We start from the raw sequence: 25,977 nt of genomic DNA, 5'->3' as shown, positions 1-25,977 counted from the left end.
CTTAGTGTTTTTATTTACGCTTTTGCCATTTGAACAGGATAGAATATTTCCATAAGCTTTGAATCACAAAGTAACCAATCAAAGACGATATAGCCCCTAATGCCAAACAGCCTAATAAAAAGGGTGGGCCAATGGTGTGAATAGAGGCTTCAATCCATTGCCAATCTAGTTGAAACTCAAAGTGTTGGCTAGGTAACCCCATCAATTTAGAACCAAGCAAATAAGCAACGTAGAACATAAAGGGCATAGTGACCGGGTTGGTGAGCCAAACTAGTGCAACTGCAACGGGAATATTAACATTGAAAAATATTGCCAGTCCGGCGGCTGCAACCATTTGAAAAGGCATAGGTAACCAGGCAACAAACAAACCAACTGCAAATGCACCTGGGGCAGATTTTCTATTTAATAACCATAAGTTGGGTTTTTCTAATAGGGTACCAAACACTTTTAAATACTTATGATTTTTAAGTGTTTTTGGATCTGGCATAAACTTTTCTATTATTTTCTTTGGCATTTTATGCTGTTTCTGACTTATCTTGTACCGATGAATGGATTCGTCTTTGGCTTTTGCATTACTTGCCTAAGCGCTTTATTTTGGCCGGCAATGTTACCAAATTGGTGGATACCAATTGGCTTAATATTAGCGTTAATTCTTTTGGCAAAAGCACCACTTTTTAGTGGGGCGCTTTTGGCTACGTTTTGGATGAGTGTTTATTTTTACACGTCAACTTTTCAACTTAATGACATACCTACAAGCAACACCCTATTTACCGTGAAGATAATATCACTTGTTAGTGTTAACCGCGACTGGATAAGTATAGATGTTGAAGTAACTGAATCAAAATTAAACAAAGTCAATGTTGAGCAAACTCGTGACGCTGATTTTATAGGGGATAAGTTCAGGCTCTCTTGGCAACAACCACCGCAAGTTAAAGTGGGTCAGATATGGCAAATTGAAACCAAATTGAAGCCCATTACTAGCATTATGAACCAAGGTGGGTTTAATCAACAACGCTATTATATAAATCGACATATTCAAGCTAAAGGCCGTATAAAACGAGGTCATTTAGTCGATTATCAGCCGACTCTTCGACAATTATGGCTAAATCAATTTACATCTTACTTAGCTGATTTTCAAAACAAAGCTATTATTTTGGCATTAATGTTTGGTGATAAAAGCCTGATCTCACCTGAGAGATGGCAGCAACTCCGTCAAACGGGGACGGGTCATCTAATTGCTATATCGGGATTACATTTATCGGTCATTTTTGGGCTTTTCTATTGGACTACTCAATTTATCTTATTAAAAGCTCGCTGGAGCTTGTGTTTATTAAGGACGTTAAATGTCCATCAAGGTCGATTGGGACACTGGGTTGCCCTTTGTTGTGCTATATCTGCAGCTTGGTTTTATGCCTACTTATCTGGTTATGCAGTATCGACACAGCGCGCTTTATTTATGCTACTTATATGGGGAGCATTTAGTTTACTAAAGCATCATCATAGTGCCTGGCAAAAATTAGTTTATGCGATGTTTTTAGTGTTGTTAGTTGATCCATTTGCAATGTTAAGTGGCGGTTTTTGGTTGTCGTTTATTGCTTTAATGATCATATTTAGCGTTATTGATAATGCCGAATTCAAAACAACAAAACACTTAGTAACAGTACCGCCACACGCTAGTCATCGGTTAGGCAGTTCATCTACAAAATGGTTGCAGGTTAAAGCTAATCTAATAAATTTTATTAGCAGCTTATGGGCGGTGCAGTGGCGTCTTTCGTTAGGGCTAGGGCTACTGCAAATAGTACTATTTGGTACGCTGTCACTTAATAGTATTTGGATCAATCTTTTTGCGGTTCCTTGGTTTAGTGTGCTAGTGATTCCTGTGACTATGATGTGTTTGATTATTGGTTTATTGCTATCTCCCTTCTTGGGTTGGTTCAGTGCACTATCTTTATTCTATTCTAAATGGTTGTTTAACCTACCCGATCAGTTGTTGAGCCCTTTTGTTGAGTTGTTAAGTCTAGCAGAACAATTTACTAGCCCGATATTGCCGATAAGTGAGGCGTGGGTTTTGGCAATAATGTATTCATTATTTTCTGTGGTATTAATACAGTTAGCAGGTGGCTTTAGCACACTCTTTAAGCAGGTATACAGATTATTGTTTGGCGGTCGTTATTCAAATTTTGCAAACGAAAATACCTATGATTTAGCAAGGCTTGCGGCTGTGGTGTTGCTCAATATACCTTTAATGCTGCAAGCCACATTTTATGTGACAAACAGTTTTGCAGATGAATTAGCAAGTCCATTCTATGCTACTACGGTTGAGTTACATGTATTAGATGTTGCCCAAGGGAGTGCAATTGTTATTCAGCAAGGGCAGCACGCTATTTTGTACGATACGGGGGCGGCTTTTGGTGATTTCAGCTATGCCAAAAGAGCCATTTTACCCTTTTTAGATGCCAAAGGTATTCAGCAGTTAGATTACTTAATAGTTAGCCATCTAGATAATGATCATAGTGGAGGAGTGAAAGATATCGTCGAGCGTTTTAATACAACGCACATCATTTCGGATGGAATTCTTGGCAAAACGCCTGAATTGAGAAACTATCCTCAATTGACCATAAGCCCTTGTACTGCGGGAACAATAAGCTGGGGCAATGTTACCGTGACAGTATTAAATGACAATTTACAGTCAGATAAAAGTAACAATCAATCTTGTGTGGTGAAACTGGCCATAAATCATACCTATAGCGGCATGATAACCACAGGGCAATCGAAACAAACAGATATATTACTCACTGGAGATATAGAGTCTGAACGTGAATTTAATTTGCTTGAGCATGCTCAAAAAATCACCGCCGATATTGTATTTGTGCCACATCATGGCAGTAAAACGTCATCGACAGAGGCTTTTATTGCTGCAGTTAATCCAAGGTTAGCTATTATTAATGCTGGCTTTGAAAATCGCTATGGTTTCCCTAAAAAGCAGGTGTTAGATCGTTATCAAGCAAAAGGAATTACCTGCCTAACAACGGGCGAGCTTGGGCAATTGAGTATTAAATTTAATCAAGATGGTTATCATGTGAGCAGTTATCGCCGTGATCTGGCTCCATTTTGGTATAACCGTTTGTTTAGATTTGGTGAGATTGTTAAAGCAGAGTAGAATGTGGTTCATGTTTGTCAGTAAAGAATATTATTAATGTCGTCACCATCTGATAATGAAATGTGGAGCGTATTTAAACGCTTAATGATTTATGTGTTACCCATGAAGTCGATGTTTTTTATGGCTGTGTTGGGGCTCATTACCTATGGCGCAGTTGACGCCGGTTTTATTGCTTTTATTAAACCTTTTATCGACCAAGGCTTTGCAAGCTCAGCCACTAATGTTGCTGGGGTTGATATTCCCACACACGGTGGGTTTAATACCGACAACGATATTATGAAGATGGCGCCTTTTGTGGTGATAGCCATGTTCACTTTGCGCGGTTTTGCCAACTTTGTGTCAACTTATTGCGTATCTTATATGAGTGCCAAACTTATTATGGATATGCGCCAACAGGTTTTTGAACATTATCTTAGACTTCCTGTGAGCTATATCGACCGTGAAAACAGCGGTAATCTTATTTCTAGAGTCACATTTGACACTGAACAAATTGCCAGAGCATCGGGTAGTGCTTTGATATCCATTGTAAGAGACTCTATGACCGTTCTTGGCATGTTAGCCATTATGTTCTTTTACTCTTGGAAATTATCACTGTGTATTTTAGTCATAGGCCCTTTAATGGGGGTTGTGATCAGTGTTGTGAGTAAAAGATTCCGTAAAGTTTCAAAACAAATTCAGTCAGCAATGGGTGGCGTAACAGCAACCACAGAGCAAATGATTAAAGGCCATAAGAATGTGTTGTCCTTTGGTGGTCAAGAAACTGAAACCAAACGTTTTTATCAAGTGAATGATAAAAACCGCCATCAGAATATGAAGCTTGCTGTGGCACAGTCTGTTAGCCAACCTCTGATTATGATTATTGGATCATTTGCATTGGCTTTTGTGTTGTATGCAGCAAGTTGGGATAGCATGCAGTCAGAACTAACCGCTGGTACTTTTACCGCTATTCTAGGCGCAATGATGGCAATGTTGCAGCCAATTAAAAACCTTACTCGAGTTAATGCTGAATTCCAGCGTGGTATTGCAGCATGTACTACGGTTTTTGAATTATTAGATACTCCAGCAGAGTCAGATACAGGTACCCATAAAGTTGATCGTGTTAAAGGCGATTTGAGCTTCGAAAATGTAAACTTTAGCTACCCTGAACAAGATAAGAAAGCCCTTAATGGCATCGATTTTACCGTTAAATCAGGTAAAACAGTGGCCTTAGTTGGCCGTTCAGGTTCAGGTAAGTCCACCATTGCCAACTTAATTACTCGTTTTTATGAAGGGTTAGAAGAAGGTGATATTAAGCTTGATAACACCAGTATTTATGACTATCAATTGAAAAACCTGCGTGAACAGGTTGCACTAGTATCTCAACAAGTGACCTTGTTTAACGACTCAATTGCTAACAATATTGCTTATGCCTACCCAGGTGAAGTGACTCGTGAGCAAATTGAACAAGCGGCTGAACTTGCCTCGGCAATGGAGTTTATTGAAGCTTTACCTGAAGGGCTTGATACTCAAGTGGGTGAAAATGGCGTGTTATTGTCTGGCGGACAACGTCAAAGAATTGCCATTGCACGTGCCATTTTACGTAATGCACCCGTGCTAATTTTAGATGAAGCCACCTCAGCATTAGATACTGAATCTGAAAAAGCCATTCAACAAGGTTTAGACAATTTACGCCACAATCGAACCTCAGTGGTTATTGCCCACCGTTTATCAACCATTGAGTCGGCAGATGAAATCTTGGTGATTGATCAAGGACAAATTATTGAGCGCGGAGTACACAGCGACTTGATTGAACAGCAGGGAGTTTACGCTAACTTATATCAGATGCAGTTTGGTAGCTGATGCAAAAGTTAGTTAACCAAATATGGTACGGCAAACATTGGCTTAAATGGCTGCTGTTACCTTTATCTGCACTGTTTGCAGTAATTACCAGCCTAAGACGATTATTATTTCGCCTAGGGCTGAAAACTCGCTCACAACTGTCTGTACCTGTTGTTGTAGTGGGTAATATTACCGCTGGCGGCAGTGGCAAAACTCCAACCGTTATTCATTTAATCAACTTACTTAAAGCCAATGGTTTGCAACCGGGTGTCGTTAGCCGTGGTTATGGCAGTTCTGGTACTGGTGTTAGAGCGGTTACAAATTCGAGTACTCCTGATGAAGTGGGTGATGAACCGTTAATGATTTATCAGCGTACTCAGGTCGCTATGGTTGTGGGCAGTCAGCGGGTTTTGGCTGCTCAAAAGCTTATTGATGATTTTAATGTTGATGTGATTATTTGTGATGACGGCCTACAACATTATGCCTTGGAGCGCGACTTAGAAATTGCATTAGTTGATGGCGCAAGACGCTATGGTAATGAGTGTTTAATTCCCGCAGGACCATTACGTGAAGGTTTGTGGCGGCTTAACTCAGTTGATTGGATTATCAATAATGGTGGCCCGCTAGTTGCCGACAATAATATGAATGAACAGCTAATGTTGTTAGAACCTGCACCACTGCAAGCGGTAAATACTGATCTAGCGACCGAATTTGTCGCGCCCAATTTTGATGATGAATGTGTTGCCATAGCAGGTATTGGTAACCCGCAACGATTTTTTGATAGTTTAACTCAACAGGGTTTTAATGTTGTTAAGGCGGTTGCATTTGAAGATCATCAAGCGTATCAAGCAAAGACATTAAATGCGCTAGCAAAACAGTCACCATTATTAATGACAGAAAAAGATGCGGTTAAATGTCGCGAATTTGCATCACAAAACTGGTGGTATTTGCCAGTAAATGCGAAGCTAAGTAAAGAATTTGATCATCAGTTTATGAGTCGTGTGACTCAACTTATTCAACGTAAAAAGGAAAACTAACATGGCTTTTGATAAAAAGTTACTTGATATTGTGGCTTGTCCAGTGTGTAAAGGTAAGCTGGAGTTTGATAAAGAAGCCCAAAAGCTCATTTGTAAGTTTGATAAATTAGCATATCCCATTACAGAAGGTATTCCGGTGTTGCTTGAAAACCGTGCTGAAACCTTAGTTGCAGAATAACTGCTTTCATCTTTGTGAATGATTAAGCTTTATTTGTGCTGGTTTTCAAACAGTTAATGACAATATAAACCATAAAAAAAGCTGCAATCTAATGATTGCAGCTTTTTTGTTATTTCAGCTCAGGTTATTTAAGCGCGAGTTATTTAACCTGAGCTACGGATATTAAGTTATTTAACACGCATACCAGGTTGAGCACCTTCATGTGGCTCAAGAATCCATAAATCCTTACCACCTGGGCCTGCGGCTAATACCATGCCTTCAGACATACCAAAGCGCATTTTGCGTGGGGCAAGGTTAGCCACCATAACGGTCAATTTGCCTTCTAAATCTTCAGGGGCATAGGCTGACTTAATTCCAGCAAAGACTTGTTTGGTTTCGCCGCCTAAATCTAATTGTAGTTTAAGTAACTTATTAGCTTCGGGAACATGCTCTGCCTTAGCAATAAGTGCGATACGTAAGTCTAATTTGGCAAAGTCATCAAAAGCGATGGTTTCACTAATAGGATCGTCTACTAATGGGTTACCTGTACTTTGTGGCTTATCAGCTACTTTAGCTTCCTTTTTAGACGCTTTTGCAGGCGCTTGATTCGGTTGCAAGTTATCTTTTGAATCATTAACCATAGCGGTCACTTTATCTAAGTCAACACGTTGCATTAATGCTTTGAACTGGACAATTTCGTGACCAGCCATATCCATAGCTAGGTTATTCCAGGTTAATTCAAGCTGTAAGAAGGCTTCTACGTCTTGGCTTAATCTTGGTAGTACTGGCTTTAAGTAAGTAACCAAAATTCGGAATAAATTTAATGCAATAGAACATACTTGATGCGCTTGTTGCTGCTTGTCTTCTTGTTTGATTAACTGCCACGGAGCTTGGTCAGCTACAAAACCATTAGCAATATCGGCTAATGCCATTATTTCACGCATGGCTTTACCGTATTCACGGCTTTCATAAAACTCGGCAATTTCGTCTTGTTTGGCTAAAAAGGTTTCAGCTAAACTATTGTCTTCAATTTTTGCCAATTTACCGTCAAAACGCTTGCTAATAAAACCAGCGGTTCTTGATGCTAGGTTAACCAGTTTTCCGACAAGATCTGAATTAACACGTTGGGCAAAATCTTCAAGATTTAAATCTAAATCGTCAATACGGCTACTGAGTTTAGCCGCATAGTAATAACGTAAATATTCAGGGTCTAAATTATCTAAGTAAGTACGGGCTTTAATAAAGGTCCCTTTAGACTTAGACATTTTTGCACCATTAACAGTGACATAGCCGTGAGCAAATACGCTGGTTGGTTGGCGATAGTTCGCGCCATGTAACATAGCTGGCCAGAATAAACCGTGGAAATTGACAATATCTTTGCCAATAAAGTGATATACCTCGGCAGTAGAATCTACATTCCAGAACTCGTCGAAGTTGATGTCGCCACGTTTGTCACAGAGGTTTTTAAATGAACCCATATAGCCGATTGGGGCATCTAGCCATACATAGAAGAATTTGCCAGGTTGGTCAGGGATTTCAAATCCAAAGTAAGGCGCATCGCGAGAAATGTCCCATTGCTGTAAGCCTTGGTCAAACCATTCACGTAACTTGTTGGCAATTTCTGGTTGTAAAGCACCTGAAGATAACCATTCGCCTAACATGCCTTCAAAGGCCGGTAGGTCAAAGAAAAAGTGCTCACTATCTTTCATGATAGGCGTAGCACCTGAAACCGCTGATTTAGGGTCAATCAAATCTGTTGGGCTATAAGTAGCACCACAATTATCACAGTTATCGCCGTATTGATCTTCAGACTTACATTTAGGGCAAGTTCCTTTGACAAAACGATCTGGTAAAAACATCGACTTTTCAGGATCAAACAGCTGAGAGATAGTTTTTGACTTGATATAACCGCCGTCACGCAGCTTTAAATAAATACTGCTAGCTAATTCACGGTTCTCAGGGCTGTGGGTGCTGTGAAAATTGTCAAAATTGACATTAAAGTCAGCGAAGTCTTGTTGATGCTCTTTTTGAACTTGAGCAATCATTTCTTCAGGCGCAATTCCTAATTGTTGAGCCTTTAACATAATAGGCGTGCCGTGGGCATCGTCTGCACAAATGTAATAACATTCGTGGCCACGAAGCTTTTGATAGCGAGACCATATGTCTGTTTGGATATATTCAAGCATATGACCTAAATGAATTGGGCCATTAGCATAAGGAAGGGCGCTGGTAACCAGAATTTTACGCTGTGATAGTGTCATTTTTTCTCAACATCGAATTACGCTAAAAATATTGCCCTGATACTAACCGAAAAAAGCAATATTTTCACCAAAACATCAATTAAAATGGCTCATAAATAGCTAAATTTAAGCTAACATCTGGTACACTTGCTGAAATTTGCCAATGGGAGCCCCGCTTTTGTCTATTTCCTATCCTGATTATCAACTTGATGAACAATTATTAGCACCAGTGTTATCTATTCTTGATGCCCATCAAGATCCTTATCTTAATAAAGGCCTTGTCGCCGCTGGTTGTGTTGTTAAATTAGCCATAGAAGGCAAAAGATTATTACTCGGGTTAGTTTACCCATACCCATGCCAAACGCTGTACCGTGATACCGTAATGGATATCACTAAAAAACTTGCCGTTTTAGATGCCATTGATGAAGTTGAATGTGAAATTGACTTTCAACCTAAAGTGTATTCTGCCATCACTTCTGTTGCGCCAATTACCAATGTTAAACAAGTGATTGTGGTTGCATCAGGTAAAGGTGGGGTAGGTAAGTCGACCACCGCTGTTAATCTAGCCTTAGCGTTGAAAGCTGAAGGCGCTGAAGTGGGTATTTTAGATGCCGATATTTATGGTCCATCTATTCCGCTAATGTTAGGTATCCCCAATTTCAGACCACAATCTCCTGATGGCAAGATTATGACAGCAGCTCATGCTCATGGCATTGCGGCTCAATCAATTGGCTTTATGTTAGGTGACGGTGAAGCTGCTGTATGGCGTGGGCCTATGGCTGCCGGGGCGTTAGTGCAATTATTAAACGAAACTCAATGGCCTGAACTAGACTATTTAATTATTGATATGCCGCCAGGAACAGGTGATATTCAATTAACACTTTCACAGAAGTTTCCTGTGAGTGGTGCGGTTATTGTGACTACACCGCAAGATATTGCTTTGGCAGATGCACAAAAAGGCATCACTATGTTCAACAAAGTGCAAATTCCTGTATTGGGGATTGTAGAGAACATGAGTTTCCATTTGTGTCCTGAGTGTGGTCATAAAGAACATCCTTTTGGTACTCATGGTGGTAGCAAAATTGCAGAGCGCTACAATGTGCCTTTACTAGGAGCATTACCTTTAAATATCAATATCCGTGAATCAATGGATGTGGGTGCACCATGTGTTGTCAAAGAGCCAGAATCTGAAGTTGCTGGAATTTACCGTGAAATTGCCCGTAAGTTAGGGGCAGAGCTTGCACTGCAACAAGTTAAACCCACTGTTTCAATTAGTATTTCAGACGACGAGTAGGATTTAGGCTATGAACTCTCAACAATGTGTGATTATTGGTATTGCAGGTGCTTCTGCGTCGGGCAAAAGTTTAATTGCAAACACTATATTTCAAGAGCTATGTCGTGATTTAGGTACTAATCAAATTGGTGTGATTAATGAAGATGCGTATTATCGTGATCAATCACATTTAACCATGGATGAGCGTGTTCAAACTAATTATGATCACCCAAAAGCGCTTGATCATCAACTGCTAGCCACGCATTTAAAACAGCTTAAACAAGGCCAAGCGGTTAATATTCCTAAATATAGTTATACTGAGCATACTCGTATGGCTGAAACCTTAGCTATGCAGCCTAAAAAGGTGATTATTTTAGAAGGCATTTTGTTACTCACTGACCCTAAATTGCGTGACTTAATGGATGCCAGTGTATTTATGGATACACCATTAGATATTTGTTTTTTACGCAGATTGACCCGTGATGTGGCTGAACGTGGCCGTACAATGGAGTCGGTGATTTCACAATACAAAAAAACTGTTCGTCCTATGTTTTTACAGTTCATTGAACCATCAAAGCAATATGCTGATATTATCGTTCCTCGTGGCGGTAAAAACCGTATCGCGACGGATATTCTAAAAGCGCGTATTCAGCACTTATTAGCTAAATAAACGTATAATTCGTTCACTGAAGCAGGATATTCAATGGCATTAGTCTGGGTAAATCAACAACAAGCGGGCACTGTTAACCCATTTGATCGCGGTTTAGCCTATGGTGATGGCATGTTTGCTACCATGCGAACATGTCAAGCATCGATTAATGAGTCTGGTATTGCGTTGTTTGATGTACACCTATCGCGCTTACAGCAAGGTTGCCTTCGTTTAGGAATACAATGGCAACCTTCAAAACCACTCAAACAACATCTACTTCAATTAGCTAGCGAATACCCCAATCACTGTATAAAATTGCTGTTATCCCGTGGAGTTGGTGGCCGAGGCTATCAAGCTCCAACTGAAGCTACGATAACAGAAGTTACATCAGTACATGATATTCCAGCACATTATCAGCAATGGCAACAACAGGGAATTAACTTGGCTAGCTCGTCAGTTAAATTGGCCAAACAACCTTTGCTAGCAGGGATGAAACACCTAAATAGATTAGAGCAAGTATTGATTAAATCTGCGCCGTTGCCTGCTGGGATTGACGATTGGTTGGTGCTAGATAGTGATAATCTCATTGTCGAATCATCTATGGCTAACATCTTTTTTGTAAAAGAGGATGAAGTGTATACCCCTGCATTATCTTGTGCCGGTGTGAGTGGTGTTATGCGTCAAGCGGTGATTAATGAAATGCTGGCTTTAGGTTGTAAAATTAATATTACTCCAATGAGTTATACTGATTTAGCCTGTATGGACAGTGCTTTAATTTCGAATAGCTTAATTGGCTTGATTAATATTAAACGAATTGATGATAAAGCTTTTGTGCCTTGGGAATTGACACCACAAGTTGTTGAACATCTAAACTTATAAATCAAATAAGCCAATAACTTATTAAAAAGACAATAAAAAATAATATTTATGAAAACATTGATAACTCGAATTCTAGCGTGTGCTATTCCTCTTTTCACCTTATTATGTTTGGCGATGTATTGGTATGCCAAAGATATTCTAGACTATAAACAACAACCTCTTACCTTAGCTGAACCGATCTCGTTTACGGTTGAACCAGGTATGTCTTTGGTGAAATTAACCCGCCAGTTAGAAGAGCAAGGGTTGATCACTGACAGTTGGAAAACCCGTTTTTTAGTTAAATTAGAGCCAAAACTAGGGCAGATCAAAACGGGTTTGTATCAAATATTGCCCGAAGATAAGTTAGTGGATTTTGTTACTCGGGTTACCCGTGGTGAAGAAGTTAGTTTTTCGGTAACGTTAATTGAAGGGCAAACGATCAAAGAGTGGATCCCCACACTACAACAATTGCCACACATGGAGTTTGAACCAGATGTGTTTGTTAAAGTGTTAGAAGCCAATGGTGATAATTCAGGGTTACCAGAAGGAAAGTTTTTTCCTGAAACCTATCATTACCGTGCTGATGAAGATATGTTTTCAATGCTGCAGCGCAGCTACAATATGATGCAACAGCACCTAGACAAAGCATGGCAACAACGTGACCCAGACTTAAAGCTATCTACACCCTATGAGTTGTTAATTATTGCTTCAATCATTGAAAAAGAAACCGCACAAAACTCTGAACGAGATTGGGTGAGTGCTGTGTTTAATAATCGCTTAAAAAAAGGGATGCGTTTACAAACTGACCCGACCATTATTTATGGCATGGGTGATCGATACAAAGGTAATATTACTCGTAAAGACATTTTAGAAAAAACAGCGTTTAATACATACCGAATTAATGGCTTGCCGCCAACCCCTATTGCTGCACCAAGTAAAGCGTCTTTATATGCAGCAGCCAACCCGGCTAAAGTAGATTATTTATACTTTGTATCCAGAAATGACGGCAGTCATGTTTTTTCAAAAACGCTTAAAGAACACAACCGTGCCGTGAACCAATATCAGAGAAACAGAAAATGAGCCAAAAAGGAAAATTTGTTGTCATTGAAGGGTTAGAAGGTGCGGGTAAATCAAGTGCCATAGAACTTGTTCATAGCATTATTGAGCAACATACTGGTCAAGCCCCTGTGTGCACACGTGAGCCTGGTGGAACGCCTTTGGCTGAAAAAATGCGTGATTTGGTGAAAATTGCAGACGAATCCGATCCACTATGTGACGAAGCTGAGTGCTTGCTATTCTACGCTGCACGAACCCAATTAATCGCCAACGTTATTAAGCCTACATTAGCAGAAGGTCAGTGGGTGTTAGGGGATAGACATAATCTTTCTTCACTGGCTTATCAAGGTGGTGGACGTGGACTGATGCCACTTGTTAAGGCAATTAGTGACGCGAGTTTACAAGGGTTTAAGCCTGATCTGACTTTGTATTTAGATATAGAGCCGTCACTTGGGCTACAACGTGCCTCTGCCCGCGGAGAACTAGACAGAATTGAACAACAGCATATTGCGTTTTTTCAACGGGCACGTGCCACGTTTTTACAATATGCGGCAGAAGATGAGTCAATAATCGTTATCGACGCCAGTCAGACTATGGAAAAAGTGCATCAAGATATTCGTCAGAAATTAACCCAACAGTTAGTTAATGAATAAATAAAAAGGCCAACAAAAAGCGTGACAAATGAATCAGCCAACATCTCAGCACAAGATATAAGCCAATATCCGTGGTTAGTAGCACCATACCAACAGTTTTGTCATTTATGTTGCCAAAATAAGCATAGTCACGCGCAGCTTATTGCCGTAGATATGGCATTAGGTGGTGTTGCGTTAGTTAACAGTATGGCCAAGTCTGCTTTGTGTATTAATAAAACTCAAGGCGGAGCTTGTGGTCATTGTAAAGCCTGTTTGTTGTGTGATGCTGGTAACCATCCTGATTTACATCGTATTCAAAGTGACGGTGCACAAATTAAGGTTGATCAAATTCGTCAACTTTGTCAGTCGTTAACCCATACTGCTCAACAGTCTGGAGCAAGGGTTGCAATAATAGAACATGCTGAGCGAATGAATATTGCTGCTGCCAATGCTTTATTAAAAACTTTAGAAGAACCCGGCGAAGACACGTTACTGTTATTGCAAACCGATACCGTTGCTAACTTACTGCCGACGATAACCAGTCGATGTCAAAAAGTGGCGTTCAAAGCTCCCTCAAAGCAACAAATTTTAGTCTGGTTAGAAGCTCAGAATTTATTACCAGCCGCAGATGAACAGGGAAAGCGCCATGATGTGACTTGGTGTTTGAGTGTTGTCGGCGGGCCGATTAAACTAGCAGAAAGCCTGCAAACTAATCATTATCAACAGTTGCTCGATTACCGTAAAGACTGGGCGAAAAGCCTTCAATCTGGTCATTTACATGACAGTTTATTGAAGTTAACCGATTTACAATTGATAGATGCGTTAAAGGTTCTATACTTGTACCTCAGACAATATGTTGTAAAAAGTAATATCAATCTGACAGATAGCTCCGACAAGTCTGCACGGTTAAATCCATTGATTCAATCTCGAATTATTGCATTAGCAGGCGAGGTGATGGCAATGAGTCATAAGCTGTCCACCACTGCAAATGTGAATACTCAAGCCTTGTGTCAAAAATATGTTTTGCAATTCAAGCATGTGCTAGCATTAACCTAAGAAATGAGCGTATACTATAACTAACAGTAACTGCATCATTTGCTTATCATTTCATTAGAGAATTAAGAGATACTATGGTCGATTTGGTGGTTAACTACGATACTTTGCATCAACTTTATCGTGCCTACATGCCGTTTATAAAGCCTGCAGGGCTGTTTGTGGCAACCACAGAGAGCCACTTTTTAGGTCAAGAGCTAACGATTGCCTATCGCTTACCAAACACCAGCCAAGTTAATGAGTTTCGTGGCAGCGTTGTTTGGATTAACCCTATTGGAGCCTCCGGCGGGCGGCCTGCTGGCATTGGAATTAAAATTAAAACCGATCCTGAAAGCCATAAACATCATATTGAAAAGTTACTAGCACAAGAATTATCTTCCGGTGATTTGACCTGTACAATGTAGCTCTGTATGCTCTGCAATCCTTTTGATAACCTACATCATTTATTATGTTAATAGATTCACATTGTCATTTAGACCGCCTCAAAGCCGCCCCTGATCAAGCTAGTTTGCAAGCCATTATGGACAATGCAAAAGCCCAAGGTGTGGATTACTTGTTATGCGTTAATGTACGCCAGCAAGGCTTTGAGCAGATGCGACAAAAAGTCGCTGCGTTTGACAACGTGTTTTTGTCTTCTGGTGTACATCCTCTAGATGTTCAAGACGGTTTAGATGTCAGCCAAATTAAGCAATATGCAACTGACTCTAAAGTGGTTGCCATTGGTGAAACAGGGTTAGACTATTTTTATGCCAATGAAACCAAACAGCTCCAACAGCAATGTTTTGAGCAACAAATTGCTTTAGCAGTTGAAGTTAATAAACCGCTAATCGTTCATACCCGCGATGCCCGTGAAGATACCATAGCTATGTTAAAAGCGGGTAATGCCGATAAAGTTGCCGGAGTATTGCACTGCTTTACAGAAACATGGGAAATGGCCAAAGCAGCACTTGATTTAGGTTTCTATATTTCAGTCTCAGGTATTGTGACATTCAAAAATGCGGGTGAATTACGTAGTGTCATTCGCAAAGTACCAAAAGATAGATTATTAGTTGAAACAGACTCTCCTTATTTAGCGCCCGTTCCGCATCGTGGTAAAGAAAACCAGCCAGCTTATGTGCGTGATGTGGCAGAGTTTGTGGCTGAATTACGTGGTGATAAGTATCAAGATTTAGCCGATTATACTTCTGAAAACTTCTTTAACTTATTCAAAGATGCAGCAAAAATAATTGGCAGAAGCTGATTACTAGCTGTCCGCTATAGATTTATATGCGGTTTTGACTATAAACACCCAAAAAAAATGACCCAAAACAATCCAATTGTTTTGGGTCTAGGGAAATGGCTCTTTACGAGCCGTGCGCTAGAGTTGAGAACTAATCTCTGAATAAATTATAGGCACAGATTACAAATTTGGCGAATTATTGTGCGATTTTTTTCTTTTATTTTAATTGTTTTATTATTTGGCTATTTAATGACTTATTATCAATGACTTGACAATAATGACGCTGACAATATTATTTCAATAATACCGCTCCTGTTCCCTTATCTGCTAAATTATCGTCAGGGTTATACAAAGGGCAGCTCGTCATCGATAAGCACCCACAGCCAATACATCCATCAAGTGAGTCACGTAAATCTTCCATTGCTGCAATTTGTTTATTCAATTTAGCTCGCCATTGCTGCGAAAGTTGCTGCCAATCATCTTTATCTGGTGTGCGTTTATTTGGCAGTTGGGCAAAGGTTGTTTGTATATCTATTAAGCTGATACCAAATTGTTGTGCTGCTTTAATAATGGCCACTCTTCTTAGCACATCTCGCTGATACCGGCGTTGATTACCACTATTTCGTAACGACTTAATTAAGCCTTTTTGCTCATAAAAGTGCAGGGTGGATACCTTTATGCCGCAGCGTTTTGCCACTTGTCCCACTGTTAAATCGTACTCTTGCAGCATGGTTATCTCCCGTATTGAATTATTAACTTTAAAAATAATTCAAAAAATACTTTACCTCAAGTTAACTTGAGGTTTTATGCTGTGTCTGTGTTGATTTTACTAAGGATAAAGGAATGCATTTAGAACACGCGAATATAGTGGTTAAAAATATTGCTAATACATTAACGTTTTATCAAGCAGCCATGCCGCACTGGACAATTCGTGGTAAAGGACAGTCAGAGTGGTATGGAAAACCGCGTAATTGGGTTCATTTTGGCGACGATTATCAATATTTAAGCTTCAATGAACCTGGTACTGGCGAAAACCGAGATCTGACGTCATTAACCTTAGGAGTGGCGCATTTTGCTTATGTTGTCGATGACCTATCGTCATTAGTTGAAAGGTTAAATAAAGCCGGGTTTGAAGTAAGGGTGTGGGGCGGTAATGAACCTTATGCTAAAAGCGCCTATTTTATCGACCCTGATGGAATGGAAGTTGAATTTGTACAATATTTCAGTGATATACCTGCATTACGTAATCAGTATAAATAAGATTATGACAGGTGTTACTGAGTATAATTGATGACATTTATCCCGTCACCCTCGAGATTTTTTATCGAGGGTCTGATCTGGTTTGAGTTTTTCGCTTAAATGAGTTGCTCAATAACAAGTATAAAACATATTCCGGCTCAAAAGCGTTACCGGAATGACGCTCACACCGTCACCCTCGAGATCTTTTATCGAGGGTCTGATCTGGTTTGAGTTTTTAGCTTAAATGAGTTGCTCAATAACAAGTATAAATTAGATTCCGGCTCAAAAGCGTTACCGGAATGACGCTCACCCCGTCACCCTCGAGACGTTTTATCGAGGGTCTGATCTGGTTTGAGTTTTTAGCTTAAATGAGTTGCTCAATAACAAGTATAAAACAGATTCCGGTTCAAAAGTGTTAGCGGAATGACGCTCACCCCGTCACCCTCGAGATTTTTTATCGAGGGTCTGCTTTGTTTAAAGTTTAACAATCTTCATGTGTGTTTTGAGGCTTAAACTCCATATGCATTTTGATTAAGTGCTCGTCCATATCAAAACTCACATCGAATCCTAAAGATTTAGCAAGGTTTGCCATGTTTCTATTTTCAAACATGGTGAACCCTGTTAATACCGGAGTATCGTTATGTCGGTAATAATGAATCAATTTTTCCAATAATCTTTTACCTAAACCAATACCTTGATAGTCGGTACGAACCGCCATGGCAAACTCAGCTTCAGTATTGTCAGGGTCGGTAGAGGCACGAACAGCACCTAAGGTGAGTTCTTGCCCGTCTTCAAGCTTTGTGGTGGCAATAAATGCCATTTCTCTTGAGAAGTCAATTTGAGTTAACACCGCCATTTCTTCATGGGTCATTTTTGATCTCACTCCAAAATAACGTTTATAACGGTCTTCGTCAGACAAGGCGTTGTCAAAGTCCATATGCTTTGGCTCATCTTCAGGCAAAATTGGCCTTAGCATGACTTGCAGACCATTCTTTAAGGTCAGGGTTTCTTCAAGTTCTTTAGGGTAGGGTAAAATGGCTAAACGTTGCGAGTTATCTGCGCCTGCTGGGTGTAATCGCATATCAACATCTAGCAATGTGATGTTTTCTCCGGCGGCTAATATGGGGTTAAAATCAATTTCAGCTATTTCAGGGCAGTCGATAATTAAGTGTGATATTTGGGTTAACATAATACACAGTGCATTCATGTTAAGCCCTAATGGTAAATGTCGATCGCGTAGTTTGTTAGCTTTTAGGGCTTGAATCACCATGTAACGGGCTAGGGCCATATTTAGTGGTGGTAAGGCTACAGCGGCATCTTTAGTGGGGTCCCACTCAGTTGCACTTTCGCCTAAACAAATTGCAGGGCCAAAAACCGGATCATTAATAACGGATACGCGTATTTCTTGCGCGCCTGCGGTTAATGCCATTTTTTGAATGATTAAACCTTCTATTTTTGCTTGCGGATTAACTTGATGTACTCGCTCTATAATAGAGTGCGCCGCTTGATGAACGTCTTCGGCGCTAGTGAGGTTTAACATAACGCCGTGAACATCTGACTTATATTGAATATCGGGTGATTGAATCTTTAACGCCACTGGGTAGCCAACCTTATCGGCAATGTTAACCGCATCTTCAATATTGCTGACAAAGCAGGTTTCGATGGTAGTTAAGTCATAGGCTTTTAAAATCTGACTCACTTGATTAGTGCCTAATACCAACTGGTTGTTCTGTTGAGCTTGTTGCAATAGTTTTCGGGCGGTAACGCTATCGGTGGGGATATTCTCAGGAATTGACTGCGGAACTTCTTGAAGTAATTTTTGGTTACGACGGTATTCAACCATATGCATAAATGCCCGCACAGCACCTTCAGGTGTTCGGTAAGTGGGTATGCTAGATTGATTAAATTGTTTACGAGCCAAGTAGGCTGAGTCTTCACCACTCCAATTAGTAAGAATATTAACCTTGTTTTTTCTAGGATGCTGTAAATAGGTATCAATAATACTCTGCGCAATTAACTCACTCTGTTGCATGATAGAGGGTGAGTGTAAAATAAGAATCGCATCAATATCTTCTTGATTCATCAGTACATTAAGCACATTAGCATAACGCTTTGCATCGGCATCGCCCACCATATCAATTGGGTTTTGCTTAGACCATGTGCTAGGTAAAATATCGTTTAATGATGAAGTCACATCGGCTGACAAAGTGGCTAATTTACCGCCTTTCAGAATAAGTTCATCAGCCGCTAATACTGCAGGGCCGCCACCGTTACTCATGATGGCTAAACGTTCTCCATTTAATACCGAGGCATGGGCTAAACTTTCTACTGCTGCAAACAGTTCAATCAAGTCATTCACTCTTAACATACCCGCGCGGCGAAAAGCCGCTTCAAATACGGCATCGTTTCCTTGAATACCACCTGTATGTAACTTAGCCGCTTGAGAGCCTTCATTGCTTCGGCCTGATTTAATAACAAATATGGGTTTATTTCTAGACGCAGCTCTAGCAGCAGATAAAAAACGGCGTTTATCTTTGATAGAGTCGATATACAACATAATGGCAGTTGTACGGCTATCGCGGCCAAGGTAGTCAAGTAATTCATCAAAATCTATATCGCAAGCATCGCCCAAGGATATAAAGCAGGAAAAGCCAATACCTTTATTATTGGCCCAATCTAACACTGTGGTACAAATGGCAGCTGACTGTGACACAAAGGCGACTTTACCGGCCTGGGCACTTGCATGGGCTAAACTGGCGTTAAGTCCTATGCTGGGTAATATCATCCCTAAACTGTTTGGGCCTAAAATGCGCATGCCAAACCGTTTAGCATGCTGTTGAGTCTGATAAAGCAGGTTGTTGTCATTATCGTCGACTAAATCGGCCATTCCGCTGGCCATAATAATGGCGGTTTTACAGCCGAATTGCGCTAGACGTTCAACAATAGATGGGATGCGATGCGCCGCGGTACAAATAATGGCAAGGTCAGGTTTAACTGGAAGTGACTCAATACTCGGGTAGGCTAGAACACCCATAACGGCAGTATATTTTGGTGTGACGGGCATAATAGGGCCAGAAAAACCACCTGTGAGTAAGTTACGCATTATAGCTCTACCCGCACGCGTTGGGTTGTCAGACGCACCAATTACCGCTACAGATTTAGGTTTAAATACTGCCAGAATGCTACGTTGACTCATGTCTTACTCCTTTTAAACACACGGTGATGCACAGGCTATTTAATGATAAATTTAATTATTCAGTATGATACATTTCATCAGTCTATTGATAGTCAATTCGTTTGTTTTAACTCACAAAATTAAGGTTTTTGGATGGCTTGTTGAATAACATTTTGACAAATATTGGATAGCCATTTGATTTTTTGTTCGTGACGTCGCGAAGCATTACAAATTAATGCGATATCTACCCCAATCTCTTGTTTAACATTATCACTAGGCAATTGAAACTTATAGGTATAATGTTGCTCTAGCAATTGATTTAACACAACATAATTATCGACAAGTATGGTCGCATCTAACTTATGGTCAGTAGATTTATGAAGTTCGATGTGTTCGTTATAGTCTTCAACAAGTAGTTTTACATACTCGCCTGCCAAATTACCTGATAATGTCGCACTGCCTTGAGCTATTTTTTTCTGGTATAACTGTTGTGGTCTTTCTTTGAGTCCGTGAATTCCAATATCAACAGTACCATCAATTAATAGAGCATTACTTTGTTTGCGCCAGTGGCGAAGTTCAATGATTGCGTTAGTTTTTTCTCTTATAGTTTCAACCAGTGACTTTCCTATAATTACCAACATGGGTTCAACAACATGAATGCAAATATGCTCAATGTGCATGGGATTGAACTTTTCAGGTTCTAGTGCTGAGTTTATTTGTTCAATGGCCAATTGAATTTTAGGTGCTATTTGAATGGCATAAGTTGTGGGTTGAAAACCATTGGCGGTGCGTATAAAAAGAGGGTCACCTAGATCTTGTCGTAATTGTGCTAATGTTTTCGATACATATGATTGCGAGCGGCCAAGAATAACTGCTGCACGTTGAGTAGAGCCTGATTTGTAAAGCGTAACAAATACACTTAAGGCATTTAAATCCATGGGAACACAATGTTAACTATAGTGATAACCCATATTATACTAGGTATTTTAAAAGCCAAAGTGCGGAAATAAAAATGCCAACAAAACTGCTGGCATTTTACTTAACTAGGTTTAATAAAGCTTAGCCATTAGTGCGTATGTGCAATGTCATCGGTGTGTTTCGCAGGCTTATACATATCAAACAGCTTACCCATCATATTTTTGCTGTCTTCAATGGCAATATATAAACATGGAATCAGACATAGCGTCACCACGGTTGCAAACAATACCCCAAATGCTAATGATACGGCCATCGGGATAACCATCTGCGCTTGCATACTGGTTTCAGACATAATGGGCACCAAGCCGATAAAGGTAGTCAATGAAGTTAGCATGATCGCTCTAAACCGTCGGCAGCCGGCATTAAGTACCGCATCGGTTATCGCCATGCCTTTTTTACGGGAGTTATTAACGTAATCGACCATTACCAAGCTGTCATTGACCACAACACCTGCAGCGGCAATAATGCCAAATACTGATAGGGCACTAAGGTCTATTCCTAGAATGATATGACCTAACACTGAACCAATAACCCCAAAAGGGATCACCGACATGATCATTATGGGTTGAAGGTATGAACGCAGTGGGATTGCTAATAAGCTATAAATCACCAGCATTGAAACAATAAAGTCACGTAACTGGGTATCTGCACTGTCTAATTGCTCTTGAATGCTGCCCGATACTTCACTGCGCACTCTAGGATATTTTACTAATAATTCAGGAATGAAATTATCGCGAATATTCTTGGCTAGTTTAAAGGGTTCAGCTTGTTCAGCGTCAACCGATGCCCATACATTAATAGTACGGTTACCGTTTTCACGGCGGATACTATTCACCCCTTGAACTACTGTAATTTCAGCTACTTCAGATAAAGGTAGCTCTGCACCTTGGCTGGTTTTAATTAACACGTCTTGAACTAAAGCAATAGAGTTACGTTGTTCCTCTGGGTACCGAAGCATCACTTTAATTTCTTCACCATTGCGTATAATACGTTGAGCCTCTAAACCATAAAAACTATTCCCCACTTGCCCAGCGATATTGGCCAAGGTTAAGCCTAAGCTATGGGCTAAAGGTTTAAGGGCAAACTGAACTTCTTTAGCGCTAGATTGGCGACTGTCGTTAACGTCGCTGACACCTTTGAGAGAGTTAAGTTTTTCCTTTAACGCTAAAGAGGCTGCCACCAATTGCTGCTCATCTTTACCTTCTAACCTAAAGCTAATGTCGCCGTCTTCACGACCCCCACCAAATAAACTGTCTTGAATGGTAAATGATTTAACCCCAGGTATTAATGGGAGTTGTTGACGCCATAATTCAGCTACTTCAAAGGTATTAATTGGGCGTAATGCTGGTTCAACTAATTTTGTCATGATTTCAGCACTGGTGCGGCCACGAAGGTCAACTTGCATCTCAGCAATCATGCCTTGCCCATATTGCTCGACCAGTTGTTTATCAACGTTATATAGGGTTGACTCGATGGCTAATGCGGCATCTAGGGTGGCTTTTTCCGACGCATCAACATTCATTTCAACTTTAACTCGAGGGAAGTCATGGGGAATTTTAGGTTGGCCGATAAAGCGCACTAAACCACCTGCATATAACCCTGCACAAATCATGATTAGGCTAATGAAAATCATAATCACGGTATAACGATATTTTAAGGCAACCGTAAGGCTAGGGCGGTAAATATGGCCAATGAACCAACTTAAGCCTTTTTCAACCTTAGCTTGAATAAAATTAACACCGTTACGTAACCAGTCTAAAGGATTTTTAGAACCCGGTTGAACGACTTTAGGTTGTTTCATATTCGCTAAATGAGAGGGCAGAATTAGTTTTGATTCCACTAATGAAAACAACAAACATAAAATAACCACATAACCAATGGCTTGGCCAAAAGCACTAGAAGGCCCGTCATCAAGGGTAATGGGTAAGAATGCCGCGATAGTTGTTAATACGCCAAAGGTTGCGGGTATGGCCACGCGTTTTACCCCGCGGATAACGCTGTCTATATTCTGGCCGGTTTCTTGGCATTCTGTATGGGCACTTTCTCCCATCACAATGGCATCATCAACCACGATACCGAGTACCAAAATGAACGCGAATAAACTAATCACGTTAATGGTGACATCGATAAATGACATTGGCATAAATAAAAGAGTACCGAGGAAACAAACCGGTAATCCCATCATTACCCAAAAAGCAAGTCGAACACGTAGGAACAGCGCTAACATTAAGAAAACTAAAATGGCACCACTTTTCATGCTGTCCAGCATTAAGTTTAAACGACCTTCAAGGTAGTAGGTCATATCGACCCAAGGTTCAAAACTAACCCCTTGTGGCAGTGCTTTTTGTTTTTGTTCTACGTAATTGCGAATAGTTGCAGCAACATCGGTAATACTTTGATTTCTTGCTGCACCAATGAAAAACGTGACTGAGTTTTTACCGTTAAATTTAGAGTATTGAATGCCATCTTCAAAGCCATCATTTACGGTAGCGACATCGCCCACTAAAATCGTGGTGCCGTCTTCTAAAGTTAGAAGAGGTAAATCTTCAAACTCATACCCAACATAAGCTTGGTTTTCTACTCTAAGGTTGATGTAGCCATTTTCAGCTTTAATTTGGCCAGCAGACATATTACGTGAATATCCGCGAACAGCCTCGGCAACATCATTAAAGGTTAAACCAAATTCTCTGAGTCGATCTTTACTGACCTCGACACTAATTTCATAGGCTAAACCGCCATAATATTCAGTAATATTAACCCCGGGCAATTGCATCATTTCATCATGAATTTTCTCACCTAGGTCTTTTAATTGTCGCTGACTTAAATCACCGTATAAACTTAAATACATGACTTCTTGACGAATTTTAATGCGCTCGACTTTTGGTGGTTCCATCCCTGCTGGAAAGGTAGAAATTGAATCAATTTCAGATTTAACTTCTTCTAATACAACTTGAGGGTCATATTCATCTTCAATTTGAAAATAACCATTGGCCATATTTCGGTTAGAATAAGTAATCACTCGTTTCAAGCCTTGAACACGTTCGAGAGCTTGCTCAATTTTTACCGTAATACCTTCTTCAACTTCTTGTGGCGCAGTGCCTGAATAAACGGCACTAAACTCGATCCAGTTAATCTCAACCGCAGGGAAAAATTGTTTCCTGATAGTGTTAGCGGTTAGTAAGCCTCCTAACAAGATAATAATCATCAACAGGTTTGCGGCAACTGAATTACGCGCAAACCAAGCAATTAGGCCTTTATTGGTATCTTCCATGATTAATCCTCACTACCCATAGCAATAGTGGTTTGTTCTGGTTCAGTTGAGGCGGGCTCTTTTTGAAGGACTTTATCTTCTGGAAGCGCAAGCTTCATTCCTTCAATGGGATAATCAAGTGCAGAGGTGATGAGTAACATGCCGTCTTCTAACCCGTCAGAGATAACAACTTTAGAACCGTCTTGTCTGAGCATGGTCACGTCTTTATAACGTAAGGTTTTTTGCTCATCCATAATGGCAACTTTACTATTTACAATTAAATGACGAGGTACAATAGTAACGTCACCAGCATTAGAACCATTTATTGTTGCAGTGACATAGGTCCCATAGCGTAATTCACGTTTATCTGATTTTAGACCGTAAGGGTCAGCAATTTCTGCAACTAAATAGGTCATTCTACTTTTGCTGTCTACTACACCTTCACTGCGCACAATGGTGCCTTTCCATTGGTGTTTATTGCCTGCAAAATTGCCCACAAGCGTCACTGACGCATTTAAGCCTTTTTCTTCAAGATATTGAATTTCTTTATCTGCAAGCGGTAGACGAACCTCAGCAACATCAGTATTTAACAACGAACCTATTGATGTACCTTTACTGACATAAGAACCTAAGCCAATATCGCGGCTAGCAATTAAGGAATCATATGGAGCGCGAATGATGGTTCGTTCTAAATTGCGTTGCGCACGGTGCAAGCCCGCTTCAGCACTTTTTAATTTGGCAATTTCTTGGGCTAATTGTGGCTTACGCAAGCTTAAATCAGTAGGAGTGCCGTTACTAATATTGGCCCATTCACGCTCAGCCACTTTGGCATTGGCTTTTTCTTGCACTAAGGCTGCTTGTGCCGACGCAATATTGGCTTGTGCGTCAAGTAAGTCTGACTCATAGTCACTGGCATCAATTTTAGCCAAAATCTCACCGGCATTGACAAAGCCACCTTTCACAAATTTATCAGATAGATAAGTTATTTCGCCGTTGACTTGAGACACCAAATTAGTATTGTATTTTGAACTAACAACACCGTATGACGATACACTGAATGTCATGGGCTTGAATTGTATTTTTTCTACAGAAACTAATGGCGTTGTATCTAGTGCAGGTTTTTCTTCTGGTGGCTTTTTCAGCGCAGAAATACCTACAAATGCTCCAATACCTAACCCTAGTACAAGTATTGGTAGAAAGATTTGTTTTTTTGTGGCCACGGTACGTCCTCTGTAGATGCAAGGTTGTAAACACTTTTTCTAACTAACTTTCATTAGCTTGATTCATTTTAAGCTTATAATAATGTAATTGTTGTTGCGATGTTGCTTCAATGTGTAAACTTGTGTGTCAATTTATCACAAAAATATAATTTTAATAAAAGAGTGACTTATGAGCCAAACTATTCCACAAGTAATAGAAACATCACGTTTAACCTTGTCTATGTTGACGTTAAATGATCAATCTTTACTTTTTGAATTAGACCAAGATGTTGCGGTAACCAAGTATATTAACGGTGGTAAGAAAACCACTATGGAACAAATAGAAAATGTGTTTATGCCACGGTTTAAGCAATATTATAATCCTCAAAAAGGCCATGGCTTATGGAAAGTTAGTGCTAAAGATATGGCAGGTTTGTCATCGTCTTTAGAGAATGACTATTTAGGTTGGATTTTAATTCGTCCTATGTACTTTTTTAATCAAAACCGTTTACTTAATAATCTTGAAATTGGCTGGCGCTTTAAACACTGCACTTGGGGGCAGGGAATTGCTACTGAGGCGGCCCAAGCCATAGTGGACTTAATGGCGACACAAGATGAAGTAGAATTTATCACCGCCATTGCAGATGAAGAGAATATTGCTTCTTTGAAGGTGATGGAAAAATTGGGCATGACTTTCTTAAAAAAAGAAATCTTTCATGATCCACTAGGTGATTTTGAAAGTGTATTTTACCAAAAAGAGCTCTAATGGGGTGTTTTATAAAGGCAGATTCCGGCCCACAAGCATTGCCGGAATGACGGCTGGGCTTATTAGTACTGACGGTTGGTCTTATACGTCATCCTCGAGATCTTTTATCGAGGATCTGCAGTTTGGCTAATGCAAGCAGATTCCGGCCCACAAGCATTGCCGGAATGACGGTTGGCCACATTGAGTAATGACAGTTGGTCTTATACGTCATCCTCGAG

Annotated in this window: 21 protein-coding genes; 14 read left to right on the top strand and 7 right to left on the bottom strand. The window is 40.2% G+C overall.

Annotated elements, in window-relative coordinates:
* Positions 1-10: 10 nt before the first annotated feature.
* Positions 11-514: a DUF2062 domain-containing protein gene (locus L2672_RS10570; RefSeq protein WP_248995822.1), complete on the bottom strand. Its 504-nt coding sequence runs from the start codon at positions 512-514 to the stop codon at positions 11-13.
* Here L2672_RS10570 and L2672_RS10565 point away from each other — a divergent pair.
* From L2672_RS10565 to L2672_RS10550, 4 genes are read left to right on the top strand one after another with little or no spacing between them, the layout of a single operon-like run.
* Entirely contained in the window at positions 458-3,160 is a 2,703-nt protein-coding gene (locus L2672_RS10565) for a ComEC/Rec2 family competence protein (RefSeq protein WP_338055591.1), read from the top strand. The two genes, L2672_RS10570 and L2672_RS10565, sit on opposite strands and share 57 nt — an antisense overlap.
* A 36-nt stretch (positions 3,161-3,196) precedes the next feature.
* Positions 3,197-4,999: a lipid A export permease/ATP-binding protein MsbA gene (msbA, locus tag L2672_RS10560; protein WP_248995820.1), complete on the top strand. Its 1,803-nt coding sequence runs from the start codon at positions 3,197-3,199 to the stop codon at positions 4,997-4,999.
* A complete protein-coding gene (gene lpxK, locus L2672_RS10555; protein WP_248995819.1) occupies positions 4,999-6,015 on the top strand; it encodes a tetraacyldisaccharide 4'-kinase in 1,017 nt (338 codons plus the stop codon). Before msbA ends, lpxK begins: the two co-directional genes overlap by 1 nt.
* Before the next feature lies 1 nt (position 6,016).
* Positions 6,017-6,193 carry a Trm112 family protein gene (locus L2672_RS10550; protein WP_248995818.1) on the top strand — a complete coding sequence of 59 codons (177 nt, stop codon included), beginning with the start codon at positions 6,017-6,019 and terminating at the stop codon, positions 6,191-6,193.
* 167 nt (positions 6,194-6,360) lie between these two features.
* Here L2672_RS10550 and metG read toward each other — a convergent pair whose 3' ends face one another.
* Positions 6,361-8,433 (bottom strand): methionine--tRNA ligase, encoded by a 2,073-nt coding sequence (gene metG / locus L2672_RS10545; protein ID WP_248995817.1) that lies wholly within the window; start codon positions 8,431-8,433, stop codon positions 6,361-6,363.
* 142 nt (positions 8,434-8,575) lie between these two features.
* Here metG and apbC point away from each other — a divergent pair, with 142 nt between their 5' ends.
* The 8 genes from apbC (at position 8,576) to L2672_RS10505 (ending at position 15,173) form a co-directional block, all read left to right on the top strand.
* Positions 8,576-9,706 carry an iron-sulfur cluster carrier protein ApbC gene (apbC, locus tag L2672_RS10540; protein ID WP_420833152.1) on the top strand — a complete coding sequence of 377 codons (1,131 nt, stop codon included), beginning with the start codon at positions 8,576-8,578 and terminating at the stop codon, positions 9,704-9,706.
* A gap of 10 nt (positions 9,707-9,716) precedes the next feature.
* Entirely contained in the window at positions 9,717-10,355 is a 639-nt protein-coding gene (gene udk / locus L2672_RS10535; RefSeq protein WP_248995815.1) for a uridine kinase, read from the top strand.
* Between the two features lie 33 nt (positions 10,356-10,388).
* Positions 10,389-11,213, top strand: a complete 825-nt coding sequence (pabC, locus tag L2672_RS10530) for an aminodeoxychorismate lyase (RefSeq protein ID WP_248995814.1) — start codon at positions 10,389-10,391, stop codon at positions 11,211-11,213.
* A 48-nt stretch (positions 11,214-11,261) separates the two neighbouring features.
* Positions 11,262-12,272 (top strand): endolytic transglycosylase MltG, encoded by a 1,011-nt coding sequence (gene mltG / locus L2672_RS10525; RefSeq protein ID WP_248995813.1) that lies wholly within the window; start codon positions 11,262-11,264, stop codon positions 12,270-12,272.
* Positions 12,269-12,901: a dTMP kinase gene (tmk, locus tag L2672_RS10520; protein ID WP_248995812.1), complete on the top strand. Its 633-nt coding sequence runs from the start codon at positions 12,269-12,271 to the stop codon at positions 12,899-12,901. The genes mltG and tmk overlap by 4 nt, the downstream gene beginning before the upstream one ends.
* 21 nt (positions 12,902-12,922) lie before the next feature.
* Positions 12,923-13,936, top strand: a complete 1,014-nt coding sequence (gene holB, locus L2672_RS10515; protein ID WP_248995811.1) for a DNA polymerase III subunit delta' — start codon at positions 12,923-12,925, stop codon at positions 13,934-13,936.
* A 74-nt stretch (positions 13,937-14,010) separates the two neighbouring features.
* The gene (locus L2672_RS10510; protein ID WP_248995810.1) at positions 14,011-14,337 is read left to right on the top strand and encodes a PilZ domain-containing protein; all 327 of its coding nucleotides are present in this window, start codon (positions 14,011-14,013) and stop codon (positions 14,335-14,337) included.
* A gap of 44 nt (positions 14,338-14,381) precedes the next feature.
* Entirely contained in the window at positions 14,382-15,173 is a 792-nt protein-coding gene (locus L2672_RS10505) for a TatD family hydrolase (protein ID WP_248995809.1), read from the top strand.
* 271 nt (positions 15,174-15,444) lie between these two features.
* On the opposite strand, the gene soxR is transcribed toward L2672_RS10505, so the two are convergent.
* Entirely contained in the window at positions 15,445-15,882 is a 438-nt protein-coding gene (soxR, locus tag L2672_RS10500; protein WP_248995808.1) for a redox-sensitive transcriptional activator SoxR, read from the bottom strand.
* A gap of 113 nt (positions 15,883-15,995) precedes the next feature.
* Between soxR and L2672_RS10495 the strand changes: the two genes are divergently transcribed.
* Entirely contained in the window at positions 15,996-16,412 is a 417-nt protein-coding gene (locus tag L2672_RS10495) for a VOC family protein (protein ID WP_248995807.1), read from the top strand.
* 460 nt (positions 16,413-16,872) lie between these two features.
* Here L2672_RS10495 and L2672_RS10490 read toward each other — a convergent pair whose 3' ends face one another.
* From L2672_RS10490 to L2672_RS10475, 4 genes are all read right to left on the bottom strand, one after another.
* Positions 16,873-19,587, bottom strand: a complete 2,715-nt coding sequence (locus L2672_RS10490) for a bifunctional acetate--CoA ligase family protein/GNAT family N-acetyltransferase (RefSeq protein ID WP_248995806.1) — start codon at positions 19,585-19,587, stop codon at positions 16,873-16,875.
* A 119-nt stretch (positions 19,588-19,706) separates the two neighbouring features.
* Complete coding sequence (locus tag L2672_RS10485; RefSeq protein ID WP_248995805.1) at positions 19,707-20,504, bottom strand: LysR family transcriptional regulator; 798 nt, start codon at positions 20,502-20,504, stop codon at positions 19,707-19,709.
* Between the two features lie 128 nt (positions 20,505-20,632).
* Positions 20,633-23,815: an efflux RND transporter permease subunit gene (locus L2672_RS10480; protein WP_248995804.1), complete on the bottom strand. Its 3,183-nt coding sequence runs from the start codon at positions 23,813-23,815 to the stop codon at positions 20,633-20,635.
* A gap of 2 nt (positions 23,816-23,817) precedes the next feature.
* Entirely contained in the window at positions 23,818-25,014 is a 1,197-nt protein-coding gene (locus L2672_RS10475) for an efflux RND transporter periplasmic adaptor subunit (protein ID WP_248995803.1), read from the bottom strand.
* Positions 25,015-25,183: 169 nt separating this feature from the next.
* Here L2672_RS10475 and L2672_RS10470 point away from each other — a divergent pair, with 169 nt between their 5' ends.
* Complete coding sequence (locus tag L2672_RS10470; protein ID WP_248995802.1) at positions 25,184-25,759, top strand: GNAT family N-acetyltransferase; 576 nt, start codon at positions 25,184-25,186, stop codon at positions 25,757-25,759.
* The last annotated feature ends 218 nt before the right edge of the window (positions 25,760-25,977 follow it).

Source organism: Shewanella gaetbuli (genome assembly GCF_023284065.1).
GTDB lineage: Bacteria > Pseudomonadota > Gammaproteobacteria > Enterobacterales > Shewanellaceae > Shewanella > Shewanella gaetbuli.
Note: the sequence above shows the minus strand (reverse complement) of the source record. Positions and strands in the feature narration are given on the sequence as shown.